General features: G+C 44.1%; 17 protein-coding genes. 7 read left to right on the forward strand and 10 right to left on the reverse strand.

The annotated features are described in order from the left end of the window. Positions 1-103 precede the first annotated feature (103 nt). The 4 genes from OCU46_RS15245 to OCU46_RS15260 all read left to right on the forward strand — a co-directional run bounded on the left by OCU46_RS15245 (position 104) and on the right by OCU46_RS15260 (position 5,342). Complete coding sequence (locus OCU46_RS15245; protein ID WP_244311426.1) at positions 104-1,435, forward strand: serine hydrolase; 1,332 nt, start codon at positions 104-106, stop codon at positions 1,433-1,435. Between the two features lie 288 nt (positions 1,436-1,723). Further along, the gene (locus OCU46_RS15250) at positions 1,724-2,719 is read left to right on the forward strand and encodes an HlyD family secretion protein (RefSeq protein WP_141271921.1); all 996 of its coding nucleotides are present in this window, start codon (positions 1,724-1,726) and stop codon (positions 2,717-2,719) included. Then, positions 2,719-4,248, forward strand: coding sequence for a DHA2 family efflux MFS transporter permease subunit (locus OCU46_RS15255; RefSeq protein WP_208733554.1), 1,530 nt, complete (start codon positions 2,719-2,721; stop codon positions 4,246-4,248). The genes OCU46_RS15250 and OCU46_RS15255 overlap by 1 nt, the downstream gene beginning before the upstream one ends. A gap of 266 nt (positions 4,249-4,514) precedes the next feature. Continuing rightward, on the forward strand, positions 4,515-5,342 hold the full coding sequence (locus tag OCU46_RS15260; protein WP_141271920.1) for an SDR family oxidoreductase: 828 nt from the start codon (positions 4,515-4,517) through the stop codon (positions 5,340-5,342). Between the two features lie 34 nt (positions 5,343-5,376). On the opposite strand, the gene OCU46_RS15265 is transcribed toward OCU46_RS15260, so the two are convergent. The 5 genes from OCU46_RS15265 to OCU46_RS15285 are packed head-to-tail and all read right to left on the reverse strand — an operon-like array spanning position 5,377 to position 10,883. Then, a complete protein-coding gene (locus OCU46_RS15265; RefSeq protein WP_141271919.1) occupies positions 5,377-6,336 on the reverse strand; it encodes a hypothetical protein in 960 nt (319 codons plus the stop codon). Next, positions 6,336-8,849, reverse strand: a complete 2,514-nt coding sequence (locus tag OCU46_RS15270; RefSeq protein WP_371858844.1) for a LuxQ periplasmic sensor domain-containing protein — start codon at positions 8,847-8,849, stop codon at positions 6,336-6,338. Before OCU46_RS15270 ends, OCU46_RS15265 begins: the two co-directional genes overlap by 1 nt. Before the next feature lie 5 nt (positions 8,850-8,854). Further along, positions 8,855-9,946, reverse strand: a complete 1,092-nt coding sequence (locus tag OCU46_RS15275; protein ID WP_141271917.1) for a substrate-binding domain-containing protein — start codon at positions 9,944-9,946, stop codon at positions 8,855-8,857. After that, positions 9,943-10,218, reverse strand: a complete 276-nt coding sequence (locus OCU46_RS15280; RefSeq protein ID WP_141271916.1) for a GIY-YIG nuclease family protein — start codon at positions 10,216-10,218, stop codon at positions 9,943-9,945. Before OCU46_RS15280 ends, OCU46_RS15275 begins: the two co-directional genes overlap by 4 nt. 11 nt (positions 10,219-10,229) lie before the next feature. Then, positions 10,230-10,883, reverse strand: a complete 654-nt coding sequence (locus tag OCU46_RS15285; protein ID WP_141271915.1) for a YceH family protein — start codon at positions 10,881-10,883, stop codon at positions 10,230-10,232. A 208-nt stretch (positions 10,884-11,091) separates the two neighbouring features. Between OCU46_RS15285 and OCU46_RS15290 the strand changes: the two genes are divergently transcribed. From OCU46_RS15290 to OCU46_RS15300, 3 genes are all read left to right on the forward strand, one after another. Then, complete coding sequence (locus OCU46_RS15290; protein WP_141271914.1) at positions 11,092-11,406, forward strand: DUF496 family protein; 315 nt, start codon at positions 11,092-11,094, stop codon at positions 11,404-11,406. A 161-nt stretch (positions 11,407-11,567) separates the two neighbouring features. Next, the gene (locus OCU46_RS15295; protein WP_141271913.1) at positions 11,568-13,337 is read left to right on the forward strand and encodes a sensor histidine kinase; all 1,770 of its coding nucleotides are present in this window, start codon (positions 11,568-11,570) and stop codon (positions 13,335-13,337) included. Positions 13,338-13,339: 2 nt separating this feature from the next. Beyond that, positions 13,340-14,677 carry a sigma-54-dependent transcriptional regulator gene (locus OCU46_RS15300; RefSeq protein WP_141271912.1) on the forward strand — a complete coding sequence of 446 codons (1,338 nt, stop codon included), beginning with the start codon at positions 13,340-13,342 and terminating at the stop codon, positions 14,675-14,677. On the opposite strand, the gene OCU46_RS15305 is transcribed toward OCU46_RS15300, so the two are convergent. The 5 genes from OCU46_RS15305 to OCU46_RS15325 form a co-directional block, all read right to left on the reverse strand. Further along, on the reverse strand, positions 14,674-16,035 hold the full coding sequence (locus OCU46_RS15305) for a TRAP transporter large permease (protein ID WP_141271911.1): 1,362 nt from the start codon (positions 16,033-16,035) through the stop codon (positions 14,674-14,676). The two genes, OCU46_RS15300 and OCU46_RS15305, sit on opposite strands and share 4 nt — an antisense overlap. A 3-nt stretch (positions 16,036-16,038) precedes the next feature. Then, positions 16,039-16,692 (reverse strand): TRAP transporter small permease, encoded by a 654-nt coding sequence (locus tag OCU46_RS15310; protein WP_141271910.1) that lies wholly within the window; start codon positions 16,690-16,692, stop codon positions 16,039-16,041. A 137-nt stretch (positions 16,693-16,829) separates the two neighbouring features. Continuing rightward, positions 16,830-17,825, reverse strand: coding sequence for a TRAP transporter substrate-binding protein (locus OCU46_RS15315; RefSeq protein WP_141271909.1), 996 nt, complete (start codon positions 17,823-17,825; stop codon positions 16,830-16,832). Between the two features lie 279 nt (positions 17,826-18,104). After that, a complete protein-coding gene (locus OCU46_RS15320; RefSeq protein WP_141271908.1) occupies positions 18,105-18,614 on the reverse strand; it encodes a hypothetical protein in 510 nt (169 codons plus the stop codon). A 137-nt stretch (positions 18,615-18,751) separates the two neighbouring features. Beyond that, positions 18,752-19,693 (reverse strand): LysR family transcriptional regulator, encoded by a 942-nt coding sequence (locus OCU46_RS15325; protein ID WP_141271907.1) that lies wholly within the window; start codon positions 19,691-19,693, stop codon positions 18,752-18,754. Between the last annotated feature and the right edge of the window lie 21 nt (positions 19,694-19,714).

A 19,714-nucleotide genomic window follows, 5' to 3' on the forward strand; every position in this document is an offset into this window, starting at 1 on the left:
TATTCATTCCTATAAGTTAAACTTAAAGGTGGTAATTCGAGTTTCCATACTCAAAGAAATACGATTGTTGCATCGAATAAATACAGCCTACGAGTAAACAATCATGAGAAACTTGAAAAAACACTTAGTCTCCCTAGCCATCGGTTCATCCCTGGCAGTCGCGTCATTAGGCGCAGTCGCCAACGAATTTGCTACTGCCGAGGAGCTTGGCTTAATGCAAGGCTTCCCACCAGCAGCAGAAAAAGTAGTAGATAAGTCGAACGCACTGTTTACACCACCGTTCAACCGCTGGTCGTATCTAAATATGCGCTCAGTTTACCCAAGTGCAGGTATCGAAAATGCAGAACAAGCAGTAAAAATACTTAAAGATATCGACTCGTCTATCGATGGATTATCAGTAGTAAAAGCAGGAGTAGATGGATTAGCAACCGATCAAACCGTTGATATGAAAACCTACTTCAAAGAGACCTTCACAGACGCATTTGTGGTCGTGAAGGGTAACAAGGTTATCTATGAGCACTATGACAATGGAATGAATGCAAACCACCCACACCAAATGATGTCAGTAACCAAATCATTTGCTGGCTTATTTGGTTTGATGGCAGTGGAAGATGGCAAGGCAAGCGAAAGTGATAAAGTAGCTGAAAAACTGCCAACTCTGTCTAAGTCTAATGGTTTCAAAGACGCAACATTCGGCCAAGTCCTTGATATGACCAACTCCATCGACTTCTCGGAAGACTACGCTGACCCGAATTCTGGCATTGTGCAATACGGTAAGGTTCTCGGCTTAATTGAAGCCAGTGATTCAGAGAAAGTAGCTAACAATATTTATGATTTCTTGCCGACTTTGGAAAAAGATTCTCAATACAAACACGGCGAAATTTTCCACTACCAAACACCGAAAACAGACGTCGTAAACTGGTACACCAACGTTGCTACTGGCACCTCGTTCCAAGACAATCTTAGCGAAAATCTATGGAAGAAACTGGGGACCAATGGCGAGACTTATGTACTGCTTGATAAAAACGGTACTCTGTTTGCTGGTGGCGGCTTAAACGCAACCCCAAATGATCTTTCTCGCTTTGCGATGATGATGCTAAATGACGGTCTTTATAATGGTGAACAAGTCGTTTCTAAAAATATTATTGATAAACTCGCTGCTGGTGGTGATCAAGAAGCCTTTGCAAATGGTACTGAATCACACGGCGTGATGGGCGAAGAAGCATGGAGCTACCGTGCACAGTGGTGGGTTCGTCACGCAGAAGGCAAAGAATCATTCAATGCTATCGGTGTACATGGTCAGTGGATTTACATTGATAGAGACCGCGATATCGCAATCATCAAGCAATCGTCTCAACCTGTGTCATCAAACGACTACTTCGATGGGTACAACTTGAATGCCTTTGATGCAGTTATAGAACACGTTTCTAAATAACCCACAGCAAGTGAAATAAACAGTAGCCCCTACTTTAATAGGTTAAGTAGGGGCTGACCCGATCTTGTGGTCAGGTCTTACAGTTTATTCAGGTTCCAATTCAATAAGCAAACCTCTTCTGAACCATTAAACAACTGATAATTAGACAGTAAAGTAATAAAAGCCAACTGAGCGCACTACAGAAACTGAAAGTAAGTGTGCACTTTTTGGCATATAAAACCCTCAAATTAGAGCATATAGTCTAGTCCCTCAAACATTCGATTTTCAATGTCATACTTGGGCTGGACTATGAAGAAATACATTAGAGGGTACATTGCTGCAATCATACTGCTTGCAGTCTGCGGTGGGGTTGCATACTACTGGCATTACAGTGATCTTCACCCCTCTACCGACAATGCCTATGTGCATGGTAAAACAGTCTCTATCGCCCCTTTAGTTCAAGGGCGAATTACCCAAGTGTCTGTTGATGACTTTCAGTTCGTCAATATGGGCGATCACCTAATATCTGTCGACTCTCAACCTTATCAAATCGCAGTAAATGAAGCGCAAGCTGCTTATCAAGCCGCACTACAACAAAACAAATCCCAAGAATCTGGTGTTAACGCTGCAATAGCTCAACTTAATGAAGCTAAAGCGAACCTGCTAAATGCACAAAAAACTTACAAACGTACCCAAGTGCTAGTAGATAAAAAGCTCGTTCCAATTCAGCAAGCCGATACCGACCGTACCAACCTTGCCGATGCTCAAGCCCGTCTGCATGCCGCTCAAGCCTCTCTTCAGCAAGCTATCGACGCTCAAGGTGGTAAAGGGGATGCTTCTGCTGCTGTGCAGCAAGCCGCTGCTCGCTTAGCCAAGGCTGAGCTAGACCTTAGCTATACAGAAATAAGCGCTCCGTTTGATGGTTACGTTGGTGACATTAAGATCCACCTCGGTACTTTTGTTGCAACCGGACAGCCTCTGTTTCCTGTGGTTAAACAATATGGTCAATGGGTGCAAGCAAACTTCAAAGAGTCACAAATGCCAAGACTGGCAGAAGGGCAATCGGTCGATATCAAGGTAGATATGTATCCCGATGAAATCTGGCACGGTAAGCTCGCGAAGATCTCACCAGCAAGTGGCACTAGCTTTTCACTACTTCCTCCGGAAAACGCTACCGGCAACTGGGTGAAGATAGGTCAACGCTTTCCGGTGAAAATAGCGATTACAGATGATCTTTCATCAAAACCACTATTGCGCATTGGCGCAAGTACTCAGGTCACTGTTGATACAACAACTGGAGAGTAATGGTGGAAACCATAACCCCGATGAAACGATGGATGATTGTGATTGCAGTGATGACCTCTGCAATCATGGTTCTGCTGGACATGACTATCGCCAACGTGGCCCTTCCACAAATGCAAGGAGCACTCGGCGCGACATCAGATACGATCACATGGGTACTGACCGCCTATACAATGGCAGAAGCCATATTCATCCCTTTAACCAGTTTCTTCTCTAGTAAGCTAGGCGAACGCCGCTTACTTTTGGTGGCAGTTTCTGGGTTTATGGTGTCTTCAATACTGTGTGGCCAAGCCCAATCCATTGAAGCTATGGTGTTATTTCGAATCATCCAAGGCATGTTTGGCGCTGTGGTGATTCCCCTATCCCAATCACTACTCATTGCCGTATTTCCACCAGAAGAGCGCGGCAAAGCCATGTCTATCTTCAGTATCGGAATTTTGCTCGGCCCTATATTAGGTCCAACATTGGGTGGCTTAATTACCCAGAATATGGACTGGAGATGGGTATTCTATGTCAACGTACCAGTTGGCTTGTTCTGTCTTACCATGATCACCCTGTTTGTAAAAACCTCCAACAAACGTGAAGCCACGATTGATTGGCCTACCATGATTTCTATGGCCGTGGGCATTGGCATGCTGCAAATGGTGCTTGATCAAGGGAATCAGCTAGATTGGTTCGAATCACGTTTGATTCAAGTGAGTATCATTATTGCGTTCGTAGGGCTAGTCTACTTTGTTCATCGCAGCTTCAAAACGCGCAGTCCTGTTGCGCCTATCTGGATGATCAGCAACCGAAATCTTGCCTTTGGTTCAATCATGATGGCAATTTTCGCCAGTGCTTTGTTTGGTCTCACCGCTCAGCTCCCTATGATGCTCGAGGGTGCATTAAATTATCCGGTAGATACCACAGGGCTATTGATGGCACCAAGAGGGATTGCTGCTGCCATTACGCTAATTGCCACCGCCAAGTTCTTAAATAATGACCGTCTAAGATGGATGGTCGCTATAGGCGCTTTGCTGTGCGGTGTTGCAGGCATCATAATGTCGCAGTATTCAGAGAACATTGATTTCTATTGGTTGATTTTGCCAAGTGTCATTCAAGGCTGTGGAATGGGTCTAGTATTCTCTAGCCTGTCCTCTATCGCATATACTACGCTGAAACCTGAAGAGGGTGTTGCAGGGGCGAGTATCTTCAACTTATTTAGAACCATAGGCAGCTCATTTGGTATCTCTATCGCTACCACTTACCAATTTAGAAGTGCTCAAGAGCAATGGAACTCTCTGAGTCAGTCTATCAATCCATATAACCCAAATCTTCAACACTGGCTCAGTGACACAGGCTCATCGCTAAGCGATCCAACTACTCAAGCGATACTCCAGGAGCAGGTTCATAAGCAATCAGAGATTGTTGCATTCGTGCATACCTTCTCTTTCATCACTCTGATGTTTGTATTGATTATTCCATTTTTGTTCTTGCTTAAAATCCCTAAACACAACCCAAGCAAGCAGGCACAGCCAGCGTCTGGGCACTAGGATATACTGTTTTTTAGGCAGACGGACAGTTAATGATGAGATTGATATTCTCCAAAAGAGAGCAAACATCAAATCTGTCCTTCTGTCATAAACCCTACATCGAGTAATTGATACAGATTTGATGCCAAAACCTCGCACATAAGACCATCTCCCAAGCAATTGGTGATAACCTTATCGTCTTAACAGGCAAGTCGACTCGTTAAATGAGTAGTCGTAGGAATTAAATTTACGAATTTAATCGTTATCAATCGCTTTTTAGGACACACATGAAGGAATCAATCTTAATCACCGGCTGTAGCACTGGCATTGGCTATCACTGCGCTAAGCAATTACATCTCTTAGGGTATACAGTTGTTGCCAGCTGCCGAAGCATTGAGGATGTGGAGCGCCTTAAAAATGAAGGGCTCAATTGCGTTCAGCTAGATGTGACAAGTACCGAGTCGATACATTCTGGCTTAGTGGAGGCGTTAGAGATTACAGGCGGAAAACTCGATGCCCTATTTAATAACGCAGCTTATGGACAGTGTGGCGCCCTAGAGGACTTACCTACGGAAGTACTTCGAGCACAATTGGAAACTAACTTGATAGGCTGGCATGAGCTCACTAAAACCGTCATTCCTATCATGTTGAAACAAGGCAATGGCAAGATCATTCAAAACAGCTCAGTTTTGGGGTTAGTGGCAATGAAATATCGTGGCGCCTACAACACCAGCAAGTTTGCGTTGGAGGGGTATACCGATACCTTGCGACTTGAACTCATGGACACCCCAATCTCAGTGAGCTTAATTGAGCCAGGGCCGATAGTGAGTAAGTTTCGAGAAAATGCCCTTAAGGCATTTGAACAAACAATAGATACCGACAACTCGAGGCACAGCAAAAACTATCAAAATACGATTGAGCGTTTAGGCAAAGATACCTCTAGTAACCGATTTACCTTGCCTGCCGAAGCGGTGCTTGTACCTGTTAAAAAGATACTCAGTAGCCGAAAACCTAAGGCGCGTTACTATGTCACGACACCAACGCATCTTTTTGGATTTCTTCGCCGTATCCTGCCAACTAGTCTACTGGACCGTCTGCTAGTAAAAAGCGACTAACCAGTATGCATAACGATCCTAACTATTCACGATGCTATAGCCCTGGCAGCCACAACGAATGGTTGGGATCATGTTGCTCACTCCAATGCTCATCTCGACGCGCCTCTAAATAGAGTTGTAAACCATGATATAGCTGAAAGGCTACAACGCCTCCTAGGTGTTCATGTTCATCAAAAAAAGCGTCTTCACATTGCTGCAACCCTAGAAGATCGCGAATGTCTCGGCTCATAGCCCAAGCAATCGACTCTGGCTCTACCTTCTCACCACCAACAGTGACAGTAGAAATACTCTCGATAGCTATATTCTTTCGCCCAGATGAGTGTACGGGTTGCTGCTGTATTTCTGCGCGATCAAACTCTTGCGCGGTGATCTCTGCAAGCACTTCATCGGCCATTCGCTTGCTGATAGATGGATGCAGTCGCGCTACCCTCAGTACATAAGCAAATCGACCCTGCCCTAGTAGAGACACTAACCCATCAACAAGGTATTTATTCAAGGACTCCGCTTTTTGATAAAACTCTACTGCGGCTTGAAAGTTAATAAACCGAGTTCCGTCAAAATCATAGCCGTAGCTGTCATCGATGATATCCAGTGGCAGCCCATTAATGGCAAGAGGCCAACCCGAGAAGTCCACTCGCCCTTTCGCGATCTCATACATCATCCAAGCGCTATCGGTAAAGCCTTTGAACGATGTTCCTTCTAGTGTGGTTTCTTCCAGTTCTTGTTTTGTCCAATTCACACCAATACCTAGGTGCTTCGCGTATCGCTTCATCAGTGCATTATTGACCTGAAGCTGCAGATCCCAAATAGAATCGGTAATACAAGACGCAGCAATAACCTTGCACTCTCGACATGCAGGAAGTTGCAGTGGAACATGCGCAAGATAGGGGGAAGCAACCTTAGGAAACTGTACGTTGTCATTGCTTGGCTCAGCGCAAAACCAACAGCAATGGCGATGATTAAAGGGAACATCAATAGGTTCGTAATTCAACATTATGCGTTATCCATAACCTTGCGTAGTGTCAGCACAAGGCTCTGTTCTAAAATAGGTTTCACCAATACAGCATTAGCACCAACAGCCATGAATGCGTCTGCTGTTGACTGATAGCCATCTGCTGTACAGGCGACAATTGGAGTCGATAAACATAACTCGTTACGCAGCTTATCGGTCGCCTCTATACCATCCATGTTGGGCATTTGATTATCCATTAGGATAAGGTCGTAGTGATTGTTCTGGGCTTTTTCGATGGCTTGAACACCATCGGTTACCCAATCAAAAACTAGGCCATGCTTTTTGCCCAAGGCTTGGATAACAAAGGCGTTGGTTTTGTTGTCCTCTACTAAAAGAACCTGCAACTCACCTTCAAATACAAAAGGTTTCTCGTCTTCTATCTCAGTCAACGGTTGTTTTCGTTCTATGGTGAGAATAGGCAGAGTTACAGAGAAGCGACTTCCATTTCCTAACTGACTTTCAACGTTGATTTTGCCTTCAAGAAAAATAACTAAGCTTTTAACGATACTTAAACCAAGCCCACTACCACCATATTCACGGCTAATATGGGTATCAGCCTGAGTAAATGATGAGAAAATGGTATCTAGATTATCTTTGGCGATGCCAATACCGGTATCCGTCACCGAGAAGTAAAGCTCAGCTCGGTCTGCTAAACGGTTACGTAACTCAACATCAACAACGACTGCTCCCTTAGAGGTGAACTTGATTGCATTGGTCAGTAGGTTAAGGAAGATCTGCATCAACCTCATCTGGTCGCTTCGCACCGTGACATCATCATCAAAATGCTTGTTGACTACAAACTTCAACCCCTTCTGCAAACAACTCGGCTCGGCGAAGGACTCCATGGTCTCTAAAGCTTGATTCAGGGAAAACTCTGAATACTCAAGAACGACTCCTCCTTTGTCTATCCTTGAGAAATCTAAAATATCATTGAGCAAGTTCAACAAGTGTTCACTACTTTGATGCAACACGCTAGTTTGGTGCTTTTGCTCATCCGAGATCGCCCCTTGCTTAAGGAGCTGCGCCATACCCAATATTCCGTTGAGAGGCGTTCTAATCTCATGACTCACCTTGGCCAAAAATTCGGCACGAGCCACTGCAGTTTGTTCTGCTTCTTTTCTTGCGCGCTCACTTTGTTGTTCAGCTTCAATAAATTGCGTAATATTTTTGCCTTGGACAACCAATGTAGGAGAAGCACCGTCTACCAAAATCGGAGCGATACTCCAACGATAGATCTGTTCACCCACATGGGTATCTACTTCGGCATTTTGCTGATTTTTCAATACATGGTCAAAATGTGTATCAAGCTCTCTTTTTAAAGCAGCCGCGCCTTTATCATGAGAAAAGGCATCAATCGCGGCTTGATTAAGCTCCAATACTTGCTTCTCACTGTTTAGCAGTGCTGTAGGCAATAACGAAAACTCAAACAAGTTTTTAAAAGAGGTTTCTTTTTGTTTTTCACGTCGAATACTGGCTTGTAGGGTTTTCCCTAAGCGGTCAAATTCGACAATATTTGATCCTTTAAACGAGATGCTTTTCTTTGCACTATCAAAGCTGTCAGCAATATACATAACCCCTTTAATCTCTCGTTCAACCCTTCTCTGTACCATCTTGGTAATGATCACAGCAGAGGCGGTAATAGCAAACAATGCCAGCATTAACGAAGCAGCAAAGTTGATTTCGACCCTATCAAGCTTGCTTGTATTTTGCAGAAATACCGCCTTCACTGGCGTCATTATGCCCTCAATGACCACATCGACTTCACTGACCATCTGCGAGCTTAAATAGGGTTGATCGGAAAATTTTAGCGGTGCGCCTTGCTTTAATATCTCCGTTATTTCTGATGATGAAGCAGCGATGATCTCACCACCTTCAACCAAAACTATATCGGTAACAATGCTATCAATAACGACGTTTCGTAGTAGCCTAAGGTTATTATCCATGACAAACACTACATAGTAATACCCCACCAATTCACCACTGTTGGGTTGAATCAGAGCAGAACGACGGATTATTATGTGCTTGTTACCCAGCTCTGTTGCAGGAGTGATAAAGTACCAACTATTACTAAAATCAACCGCCTCTCCCAGTGCCTCTAAGTGCTCGGGGCTAAAACCATAGAAAGCGGCGTTACCATCTTCCCAAGCGACCTTTCCATATTGATACATAAATCTAAAGTCAGCAACGCCCTCAGGATCAAGCTCTTCTAGATCAAGCATGTAATTATCCACGGCGCTGTAATTTTCATCACTGAAGAGATCAATGAGGGTACGAGATTTAGAACTGATGTCTTGCGTTACTTGTATGGTCTGCAGGCGACTTTCAATCAGCTGTTTAACGATTCGGGCGGTTTGACTAAAGTTACGCTCTCGCTCTGCTTCATAGGTTGTGGTACTGAGTTGATAGTTGTAAAAGAAAAACCCCAAAATCACCAAAAACCAAGATACCCAGGCCACCCTGATGATCTGTGCTGTCAGTGACGTTTTCTTGCTCACTAAGTTCATTCTTTTCTGTCCGAATACCGGAAGGCTTTAAGTTTCAAAGCATCAGCCCGCTTGACATCATCGTATTTGGTAAGGACCTCAAACTTCCCAGAGTACACTTGAGGAACAGGCTCGTTCTGTAGATCAAGCTTGATAGCCTCAGCAATCGCTAGACCCGTGTCATCATTCATCCTCACAACCGTAAAATCCAGTAATCCAGCCTGAATAGCCGCGATTTCTGAGCCCCCTCCCCAACCGTTTACAGCGATATCTTCTCTACCTAAATCAGACAAAGCATCAGTCACGCCAAAGGCTAGATCCGTCGAAGAAGCGTAAATAAAGTCGAGATTTGGTTCTTGCTTGAGCATTGATAACGTCGCTTGATAACCGGTTTCTCGATTTGCTTTGGTAAAGTAAGCACGTTTTAACGAATAGTCTCCACTGTCCTTCAAAAACTTTATAAAGGTATCGCCGCGAGCCTCACTAATGTAGCCAGGAGAGAAATACACTAAGCCGTAATCGGCTGAATCAGGAAAAGCCTTCTTGTACTCCTTTGCTAACAACTCTGTACCACGCACATGATCAAAGCCCACATACATTAAAGGCTGCTTTCTTTCCCAAGCTTTAATAGGTGTGGTGATATTAAGGAGGATCAGCTTGGTTTGGTTTTTACTAAGAACACTCTCAGCAAATTTCCTATGACGACTGGTGTCTAACGTGAATATTAGATAATCAGAATCATTACTAATGGCTTGCTGGAGGCTTTCACTTTCTTGACGATAATCAAGATTGGGGCGCGAAGAATATTTGTTAAGTTCAAACTCAATTCCCAGCTCCTGCAATCTAATCTCTATCGCCCTAATGTTTCTCCACCAATAGTCTGAAAGTTGGGAGCCAGGATAGACAATATCAATCTTAACAGGTCTTTTTTGTTCGATATTGAGTGGCACTGGTGCTTGATAGATTCTAGATTGCATATCTTGGGTCAGCTGTCGCTGCACCGGATATTCCTCTAAGAACAGGTCATACTCCCAGTACTCACGTAATATCATGTTATCCGCAAAGCAGTGCGTAGTAGCCAGCAGTGCACTCACTAGCAGCCACCTCATCGTGTCAGTCCTTCAAGTTTGATATCTTCACCTGCTACTAAACGTTCTTTGCGCTGTTTACTCAACTGTTTGATCTTGTATTCCAACTTAAGGGCTTGGGATTTATTCTCGGCGTGAATTGACCACTCGAGAGTCAATGGCCCTTTACCTTTAAGGGCTTTCGCGCCAGTTCCATCGGTATGTTGCTTAAATCGACGCTGTAGATTATTCGTCACACCGCAATAAAGCGCGTTGTGACGAGTTCGAATCAAATAAACAAACCACTCACTCACGGCTTTATTACTCAGAGTACAGACTCAATCAAAGCTCTGAGTTCTGCCACTTCCGATTTTAAAGAAGCCACCTCTTGCTCCAACGCTTCTAGCTTTTCGGCTGTAGGTGTTTTTACCGAAGCAACAGGAGCTGCCGTCGCCAATGCTTCAATGTCTACTTCACCACAAAATAGGTGCTGATAGCGTGACTCACGTTTACCAGGCTCTCTTGGCAGTTTGACCACGATAGGAGTATCTAAGTTAGCCAGTTTGTCCAAGGTTGCTTCTACTTCTTTTACATCCGCAAATTGAGCTAAGCGATTTGTTCGAGTACGAATCTCACCCGGCGTCTGCGCGCCTCGCAAAAGCATCACACAAACGATCGCTTTTTCTTGAGCAGTAAACTGCAGGTCGCCAAATTCTGTATTACAGAATCGATGGCGATATTTCGCTGTGCGACTATTAAAGCTACTTTCATCATTCACTAGTCGACGGTCAGTTAAGGCATTGATGCCATCTAACACCTCTGCATCACTGAGTTCCATGACGGGATCTCGATTACTTTTTTGATTACAAGCGGTGGTCAAGCTGTTGAGGCTCAAAGGATAGTAGTCTGGGGTAGTGACTTCTTTTTCGATAAGGCAGCCAATAATACGAGCTTCTAGAGGAGATAATTGCAATAACATTCTCAGGATCCATCTTCATGTTTCATTTCATAAGATTGTATGCAAGTATTGACTAGGTTGCGATAGCAAGCATATGAATTTATGCTTGTTTTGTTCTCAACGCAGAAAAAGCAGGCAGCAGTCCTCAGAGCTTGATCTGCACACTGTATGTTTGCCAAAGCTTGTGGTTTAATTTCCCAAGTTTAATATTGGTTCTAAAGGATAGAAAATGAACAACGTATATGAAATTGTTAATTTAGCTCGTCGCAAAAATAAGCTTAAGCGCGAAATCCTCGACCACGAAAAGAAAATTCGTGATAACCGCAAGCGTGCAGACCTGCTAGACAACCTAATGGATTACATCAAGCCAGACATGACTCACGATGAAATCATTATGATCGTGAAAAACATGAAAGCAGACTACGAAGATCGCGTTGATGACCACATCATCACAAGCGCAGAGATCTCAAAAACTCGTCGTGAAATCAGCCGTAAGATTCGTGAACTGACTGAAGAAGACAAGCAAGTACACGGCAAAAAGTAACCATTGTTGCTAAATAGAATGACAGACGCGAGCTCATGATTGAGCTCGCGTTTTTTATTTAGATACCTACCTCTCAATAACTCCCCCTCGCGATCGCAGTTACATAAAATTAACATATAATTTTTACAAGCTAACTTCTTGGATCTCTTTGATTTACTGCGATGTATCGTCAATTCTCACTGATATTGGTTTTATTGCTCTGCACTCTAATCTTGGGTGGCCATTGGGTGTGGAACAAGAAGCAAGATGAGCTCATTAATCAGCAAAAGGCGCAGATTGAAAAACTGACTCAATACATCACCAGTGAACTTGATAAATTCAGCCACATCCCCGAGTTAATCTCCAAAGATAAAGAACTCATTAATGCTCTTCTCACTCCAAACAACAGTGCTCAAATAGAGATCACTAACCGTTATCTTGACCATGTCAATGAAGTCGTCTCTGCCGCAGATACCTATTTACTCGACTCCTACGGTACGACCATTGCCGCGAGCAATTGGTTTTTAGACCGCTCCTTTATTGGTAAAAACTTTGCTTTTCGCCCCTACTTTAAAGAGGCTATTCAAGGCAGAGAAAGTGAGTATTTCGCGCTAGGTTTAACCTCTGGTTTAAGAGGCTACTATTATGGTTTCCCTGTGGTGTATGCCGCTGAAATTATCGGTGTCGTCGTCGTAAAAATGGAGTTATCCGCGATTGAATCTACATGGCAGCAAAGCCAAGGGGCCTTTATTGCTACCGATGATAACAATATAATATTCATGTCCAGTGAGCCTTCATGGCTTTTTAAAAGTCTGACAAACCTTCCCGAAGACACCCTCACTCAAATCAGACAAAGTAGACAATACCTAAACGCGGATATCGAACCCTTAAATGCTACCGGCGATCTTACAGTGTCTCCCAGCATACTTAACCTAAAAGACAACCACACCCATGGCGAATTTCTTAGCCTAGTTGAGCGGTTTCCAAGAGCAAAATTGAATCTCAGAAGTTTAGTGTCAACCAAGCATCTGTACTGGTCTTTGGTCAATTTCATTGTCATTGTTGCGTTGATATTTGGCGTCTTGTCCTTGCTACTATTACTGGCTCGACACAGACGCCTCAAACACCAACAAATCGACCGTATTCAGGCAGAAGCGAAGCAAAAGCTTGAATTTCAGGTACTGGAGCGCACCGCAGAACTGCAGGTAGAGATTCGCCAGCGTACAGAGGCTGAGCAGCAATTAATAAAAACCCAAGGTGAGCTCATACAAGCTGCAAAGCTGGCACTATTGGGGGAGTTATCCACCAGCATTAGCCACGAACTCAATAACCCTCTTGCAGCGATTCGAAGCTATGCCGATAACGGCGCTCGTTACCTAATCAAAGGCAATAGTGAGCAAGCGTCCGAGAACTTCTCAAAGATCACCCAACTCACCCAACGAATGGCGAATATCAGTCAACAGTTACGCTCGTTTGCTAAGAAATCTGATAACACCGACCTCACTTATATTGCATTAGATCCTGTGCTGTTCTCTACCAAAGCACTACTCAATCCACAGCTAAAATCTTTGAATATCCATCTTATCGAAGCTGAGCCTTCCTCATATTTAGTGTTGGCAAACCCGATCCAACTAGAGCAGGTACTGGTGAACCTTCTTACCAATGCAATGCAAGAGATCAAAGACCTAGAAGAGCCCAAACTGAGCCTCTCTCTACAAGCGAGTTCAGACGGATGGCTATTCATACATATAGATGACAATGGCGCAGGTGTTGAAGAGCAAAAAATAGCGCGCCTGTTCGAACCTTTTTTTACCACCAAAGACAATGGACTAGGACTGGGGCTCTCCATCTCCCGCCAGATCATTGATAGCTTTGATGGTCACCTAGAGTATGACTCAAGCCCTTTAGGCGGCGCTCGATTCACTATTTCACTACTTACGGCTAAGGACTGATTATGTGCCACGCTTTCATTATCGACGACGAGCCAGAGATCCGCTCAGCATTAAAACAGAGCTTCGAACTCGAAGGTATTGATGCCCAGTTTTATGAAAATGCTGAATTAGCGGTAGAAGCACTAGATTCCACCTTACCTCACGTGATCATCTCAGATATTCGTCTACCCGGCTTATCTGGCTTACAGTTATTGGATAACCTAAACAAGCAATACCCTGAATTGCCAGTCATCCTAATAACAGGTCATGGCGATATTTCCATGGCCGTTGAGGCAATGCATAAAGGGGCCTACGATTTCATAGAAAAACCCTTTGCCACAGACAGACTGCTTGATACCACCAAGCGAGCCATAGAAAAACGCCAGCTCACCATAGAAAATCAACGTCTTCGAAACTCTTTAAAAGCAAGCCAAACTCTCGGCCCACGAATCATTGGTGACACCTTCGCAATACAGCAGCTAAAAGAGACGATTACTCATATTGCAGACACTTCAGCGGATATCTTGATCTTTGGTGAAACGGGTACCGGTAAAGAGTTAGTTGCGCGCTCGTTGCATGAGCAAAGTGGCCGCCGAGACAACAACTTTGTCGCCGTAAACTGTGGCGCTATTCCAGAAAACCTTATAGAAAGCGAACTGTATGGGCATGAGAAAGGAGCCTTCACTGGAGCGGAATCTCGGCGTATAGGAAAGCTTGAACATGCACAAAACGGTACGCTATTTCTTGATGAAATTGAGTCTATGCCAATGCAAGCGCAGATAAGGTTGTTGCGAGTCTTGCAAGAGCGTGCCATTGAGCGGGTTGGCTCCAACTCCCTTATTCCGATTGATATCCGCGTTATTGCAGCAACAAAAGTGGATCTCAAACAGGCGGCGCAGCAAGGTAGCTTCCGAGAAGATCTTTACTACCGTTTAAATGTTGTCACCTTAGAACTCCCGCCCTTGAGAGAACGTAAAGAAGATATAGCAACGCTATTCCATCACTTCTTACTGGTTGCCGCATCACGCTACGGAAAAACCTCTCATGCTCTTAGTTCTCAAGATCTTAGCATGCTACTTAATCATAATTGGCCAGGTAACGTCCGTGAGCTAAGAAACATAGCCGAACGCTTTGTACTTTTAGGGCGGCTAACACTTGAAAATACGATACAAAGTGAAAAATCAGAACTGAGCCTAGCAGAGCAAGTGGCAGAATTTGAGAAATATACGCTAGAGCAAGTGCTGACCGACAATCACGGCAGCATTAAGCAAACAATGGAAACGCTGCAGCTTGCACGTAAAACCCTTTACGACAAGATGCAGCGTTATCAACTCGATAAAGACAACTATAAAGCCGACTAGCGAGTCACGATCTCCGGCCCCATTAGTAGGGTCGGTAACCAAGTGGATACCCAAGGCACATAAGTTACGATGATGAGGAATAAGAACATCACGCCGACCCATGGTAAGGCGGCTTTCACTACCCCTAGCATCGACATCTTGGCAACCCCAGCGGTCACAAACAAGTTGAGCCCCACCGGCGGCGTTATCATACCGATCTCCATGTTCACTACCATCATGATCCCTAGGTGAATGGGGTCAATCCCCAAAGCGATAGCAATAGGGAATACCAAAGGTGCGACAATGATGAGTAGCCCCGATGGTTCCATAAACTGACCGCCAATCAACAATAAGATGTTCACGACAATCAAGAAGGTAATTGGGCCAAGACCTGCAGATAACATTGACTCAGTAATGAGCTGAGGAATACGTTCTTCTGTTAATACATGCTTAAGTATCAATGCGTTAGCAATGATAAACAGCAGCATGATGGTCAATTTACCCGCTTCATACAAGGTATCTTTAGTGTCTTTGTGGACAAAGGTTTGAACCACTTTAAGTAGTATTGGTTTTTTATTCGACTTATCAGCAAATGGACCCATGTCTTTGTAGACAAAATTAGCAATCAAAAACGCATAAACAGCCGCGACCGCCGCCGCCTCGGTTGGAGTAAACACACCACCATAGATACCACCAAGAATAATCACAATCAGCAATAAGCCCCAGCTTGCATCTCTTGCGGCAGCGCCAATCTCCTTCCAGCCTGCGAACGGCTGAGCAGGAAGGTTCTTAATTCTTGCTGCAATGTAGATAGCAATCATCAGCATCACACCGGCCAAAAGACCAGGAATCACGCCACCTAGGAACATGCGTCCAACCGATACATCAGTCGCAGCAGCATACACCACCATTACAATAGAAGGCGGAATAAGAATACCGAGCGTACCAGCATTACAGATAACCCCAGCAGCAAATTCTTTGGTGTATCCGTTTTTCACCATACCCACAATGACCAGACTACCAATGGCAACTACGGTTGCAGGTGATGATCCAGATAGAGCCGCAAACATCATACAGGCGACCACCGATGCCATCGCCAGTCCGCCTCTGAACCACCCTACTAAGGCTATAGCAAAACGAATAATACGACGAGCCACGCCACCAGTAGACATAAAGCTAGACGCTAAGATAAAGAAGGGAATCGCCAGCAGCGTATAATGCCCTTCAAAGGCATTGAACAAGGTTTGTGCTACGGATGCTAAAGACGCATCAGAGTGAATCATCAAGAAAAGAATACTGGCCAGTCCTAGCGACACGGCGATTGGCACGCCAATCAACATGAATAGGATAACCATTACAAACAGTCCCAAAACAGCCATTGTCTAATCTCCCTTGCCAGCGATATTAGCGCTGTCATGCTTTAATTGTTCTAGTTCTTCTTCAGCTTCATGACCGGCAATCAAACGATCAGCTTTTCCGGTAAAGATGCGCACAGCAACTTGAACAAATCGAAACGTCAATAAAGCCATCCCGATAGGAAGCGCCATGTAAGGGATAAGTCTAGGTAGCTTCTCATAACGCTCTCCCTCATTAAGCCAGTCAGACATAAACTGGAAGATCTCTGGCATAGGGATATCATCGGTTTCGTACCATGCTCTATCGGTGGCAAATGGATACCAATAATTCCAAGAGCCAATAAGCAATAGCAACGCAAAAGCGAGGCAACAAAGTACGGAAAGCATTGCGCAGACTTGTCTTGCTCTATCCGGCAAGATATTGATGAAAGCATCCACACCAATATGAAAGTGTTTTTTTACGCCATAGGAAGCGCCAACCAACACTAGCCAAGCAAATAAAAATACGGTTAGTTCCAATGCCCATAAAATGTTGTCATTGAATACGTAACGCATAACCACATTGGCAAAGGTCAGTAGTGTCATTGTGCCAAGAAAAAAGGCGACTAAGGTTTCTTCAATTTGATCAGTAGCCCGACCAATTCGATCCCACGTAGATTCAGTTTGATGATTATCGTTCATCGTGTAGTACTCACATCCGTTTCACGAGAGGTAATCACAACCTAAGCGAAGGCCATTTATTAGTTAGAACTTAATTTCTTATAAAAACAGCGATTCACTCAGGTTGAAATAAAGGCTTCCGCAGAAGCCTTGCCCGGTTATTGATTAGAAGCCAATGCCGCTTCAATCAAATCTGAACCGATATCTTTTTCAAACTTTTTCCATACCGGTTGAAGAGCATTAACCCAAGCTTGACGTTGCTCTGGAGTCAATGTTCTCACTGTGCCACCAGCCGCGATCACGTTTTCTTTGTTCGATTGGTTAACCTTGAACGACTCTGAGTTACGTGTTTGAGTGACTTCCATCAAAATAGTGTCTAACTGAGTGCGCACATCATCTGGTAGCTCAGTCCAAAAGTCATTTGAAGTCACCACAAGGTAATCTAGGATGCCGTGGTTAGTTTCCGTTACGCCATCTTGAACCTCGAAGAATTTTTTACCGTAGATATTTGACCAAGTGTTCTCTTGACCATCGATAACCTTAGTTTGCAGACCGCCGTATACTTCCTTAAACGACATCTTTTGCGGGTTAGCACCTAACTGCTCAAACTGTGCCACTAACACATCTGATGCTTGTACGCGGAACTTAAGCCCCTTCGCATCTTCTGGCATCAGCAGTGGTTTGTTAGCCGACATTTGCTTCATACCGTTGTGCCAAAACTCCAAGCCAATCAAACCTCGACGTTTCATCGCGTTTTTCAGCTTGTCGCCTGCCTCTGAGTTCTGGAATTTATCAACCGCCGCTACGTCTTCAAACAAGAAAGGTAAATCGAAGATGCGGTATTTTTTAGTGAATTTTTCAAACTTAGATAGTGATGGTGCGGCTAGTTGCACGTCACCGTTTAGAAGCGCCTCAAGCACTTTGTCATCATCGTAAAGTGTTGAGTTTGGGAAGACCTGCATACATGCCTTACCATTCATCTCAGTATTTACCCTTTCTTCAAGCAATGATGCGGCAATGCCTTTAGGGTGCTTATCAGTATTGGTTACATGACTAAACTTAATAACGATCTCACCATCGTCACAGTTGGCGCTGGCGTTGAAGCTCAGTAAAGCGAGAGCAGAAACAGATAGTAGAGTGAGGGGTTTAAACATGTTGTATCTCCTTGATGGCCAATCTGCCCCTTCTATGGGTGCAGTTTGCGACTAAGGAGCAAACATCGTGCCAGAAATGTTACTTTTCTGTTAAATCAATGAAATTCAATCTCTTACGCTAGAGCCTTGTTTTTCTTTGCTAACGTGTAGTGATTGAAATGGGTGGAAAATGACACACTAGAAAATGAAAAAGTTTACTTATCCACCCATTTATAAGCTCTAAAAACGTCCTGAACTATGCGTTATTTAGAGCTATATCGAACAAAATAACAGCATCAATTAGCCATTAAAGTTGGTATTGAGAACCACGCCAAGATGTACGGTGGTAAACGTTGAGTAAGAGAGAAAGGTTTTATCACGGTCAATATAATTTAAACTCAGTCCACCCCTGACACCTAGATAATCATTCACCTTAAGCACAACCGAGCCCGAGGTAGAGACACCGGTTCCTGAACGAGATTCTTTACTCCAAATCAGGGTACGCTCTCCTTGATAGTCAATGCCACCAATTTCAAACTGAAAAGCAATTCGTGGCTCTTTATCTAAAGTGTGTTGAATACCTAGCCGGTAAGTTTTCCACTCTTCATTGTCGGTTAGGTATGTATAGTCAACTTGCTCAAAACTAGCGTAGAGCGTGTTTCCCCCCATGACCTCTGTGATGCCAAGTTGGCCACCATAACCACTGATACCAGCGCCAACCAGCGGGCCGGCCATGATATGCGGAGAAAAATGCAATTCATTGGCAAAAGTTAAAAAGGGAGTAAATAGAAAAGGGATAAAATGCTTCATAGTTCAACGACTCTATGTAAGCGAAACATCCTTGTAACGCATAATTGAATTGAGCCAATAGCTCAAAAATATACGCGCTATGATAATAAGCCCAACAAATACACACTAAGTAGCAGCAGTGATAGCATTGATAAGCGTTACTTATCAGAATTTAGCTCGATCTGCTCCTCTACGGTTTGCTGGATCACTTGAATCAGCCATTCAATAAGTGGGCTATTTCGCTGGCGCAAATGATGGTAGCAATACAAAGGGTGGTAGCGATCCTGCTCTGGAATTTCCACATTTGGATAGGCAATATCCTTGTATCTATGTTTTGGAAACAGATTGGTGATTGGCATAAACATATCTGTTTGACTGGTCACATCCACTAATGCGGCGCTGTCTTCAGCACGAAAGCCTATCTCTAACTCCATGCCATAACGCTTCATTACTTCGGCTGCAACCACCTTTCTTTCATTCCATTCGGGGATCAATTGGGATGCAATGGGGTAATCAGACAGTTGATCAAAGACTTTTTCTTCTTTCAGCAAAGGGTGACCTTTCCTTACCGCTACTCCTGCCGTCAATAACGCAACCTGGTGACGATAAATACTCTTCGGGTAATCGATGTCTCCATAGTGAACCCCAATCAAAGTATCTCCGTTGCCTAGGTCTGCTAACGTTTGTCCTGACCACGCGACAATAGATAATTGAACATTCGGGGCCAACTGTTTGAACTTTAGAATCAAGGCTCCTGACAGTGTCATCATTGCAGGAGGGGAAAGCGCGATAGTAATTGATTGCTTTAGCTCAGATGGTGCGAAGTGCGTTAAATGTGATAGCCCACTAAACAGCGCTTGTAGATTTGGAGAAACAACATCATAAAGCCGCTCCGCGAAGCCTGTAGCCGCCAGTCCCCCTGTCACTTTGACAAACAGAGGTTCATCAAAATGTTGGCGCAATTTTTTCAGTGATTGGCTCACCGCAGGCTGAGTTACGTTTAGCCTCTCAGAGGCTCGGCGCATATTCTTCTCTTGAAACAAAACGGTAAACACACGCAATAAATTAAGGTCTAAATTCGCCACTAAGTCTTTTGCCATTTGCCTACCAATATCTAATAA

The organism is Vibrio comitans (assembly GCA_024346835.1).
Classification (GTDB): Bacteria; Pseudomonadota; Gammaproteobacteria; order Enterobacterales; family Vibrionaceae; genus Vibrio; species Vibrio comitans.

Excerpts from the sequence above, each read along its gene's own strand:
- OCU46_RS15325 (WP_141271907.1), bottom strand. The coding sequence starts at position 19,693 with ATGGCAAAAGACTTAGTGGCGAATTTAGACCTTAATTTATTGCGTGTG.
- OCU46_RS15300 (WP_141271912.1), top strand. The coding sequence starts at position 13,340 with ATGTGCCACGCTTTCATTATCGACGACGAGCCAGAGATCCGCTCAGCA.
- OCU46_RS15310 (WP_141271910.1), bottom strand. The coding sequence starts at position 16,692 with ATGAACGATAATCATCAAACTGAATCTACGTGGGATCGAATTGGTCGG.
- OCU46_RS15250 (WP_141271921.1), top strand. The coding sequence starts at position 1,724 with ATGAAGAAATACATTAGAGGGTACATTGCTGCAATCATACTGCTTGCA.
- OCU46_RS15315 (WP_141271909.1), bottom strand. The coding sequence starts at position 17,825 with ATGTTTAAACCCCTCACTCTACTATCTGTTTCTGCTCTCGCTTTACTG.
- OCU46_RS15305 (WP_141271911.1), bottom strand. The coding sequence starts at position 16,035 with ATGGCTGTTTTGGGACTGTTTGTAATGGTTATCCTATTCATGTTGATT.
- OCU46_RS15265 (WP_141271919.1), bottom strand. The coding sequence starts at position 6,336 with ATGTTGAATTACGAACCTATTGATGTTCCCTTTAATCATCGCCATTGC.
- OCU46_RS15260 (WP_141271920.1), top strand. The coding sequence starts at position 4,515 with ATGAAGGAATCAATCTTAATCACCGGCTGTAGCACTGGCATTGGCTAT.
- OCU46_RS15290 (WP_141271914.1), top strand. The coding sequence starts at position 11,092 with ATGAACAACGTATATGAAATTGTTAATTTAGCTCGTCGCAAAAATAAG.
- OCU46_RS15320 (WP_141271908.1), bottom strand. The coding sequence starts at position 18,614 with ATGAAGCATTTTATCCCTTTTCTATTTACTCCCTTTTTAACTTTTGCC.
- OCU46_RS15245 (WP_244311426.1), top strand. The coding sequence starts at position 104 with ATGAGAAACTTGAAAAAACACTTAGTCTCCCTAGCCATCGGTTCATCC.
- OCU46_RS15295 (WP_141271913.1), top strand. The coding sequence starts at position 11,568 with ATGTATCGTCAATTCTCACTGATATTGGTTTTATTGCTCTGCACTCTA.
- OCU46_RS15285 (WP_141271915.1), bottom strand. The coding sequence starts at position 10,883 with ATGTTATTGCAATTATCTCCTCTAGAAGCTCGTATTATTGGCTGCCTT.
- OCU46_RS15255 (WP_208733554.1), top strand. The coding sequence starts at position 2,719 with ATGGTGGAAACCATAACCCCGATGAAACGATGGATGATTGTGATTGCA.
- OCU46_RS15275 (WP_141271917.1), bottom strand. The coding sequence starts at position 9,946 with ATGAGGTGGCTGCTAGTGAGTGCACTGCTGGCTACTACGCACTGCTTT.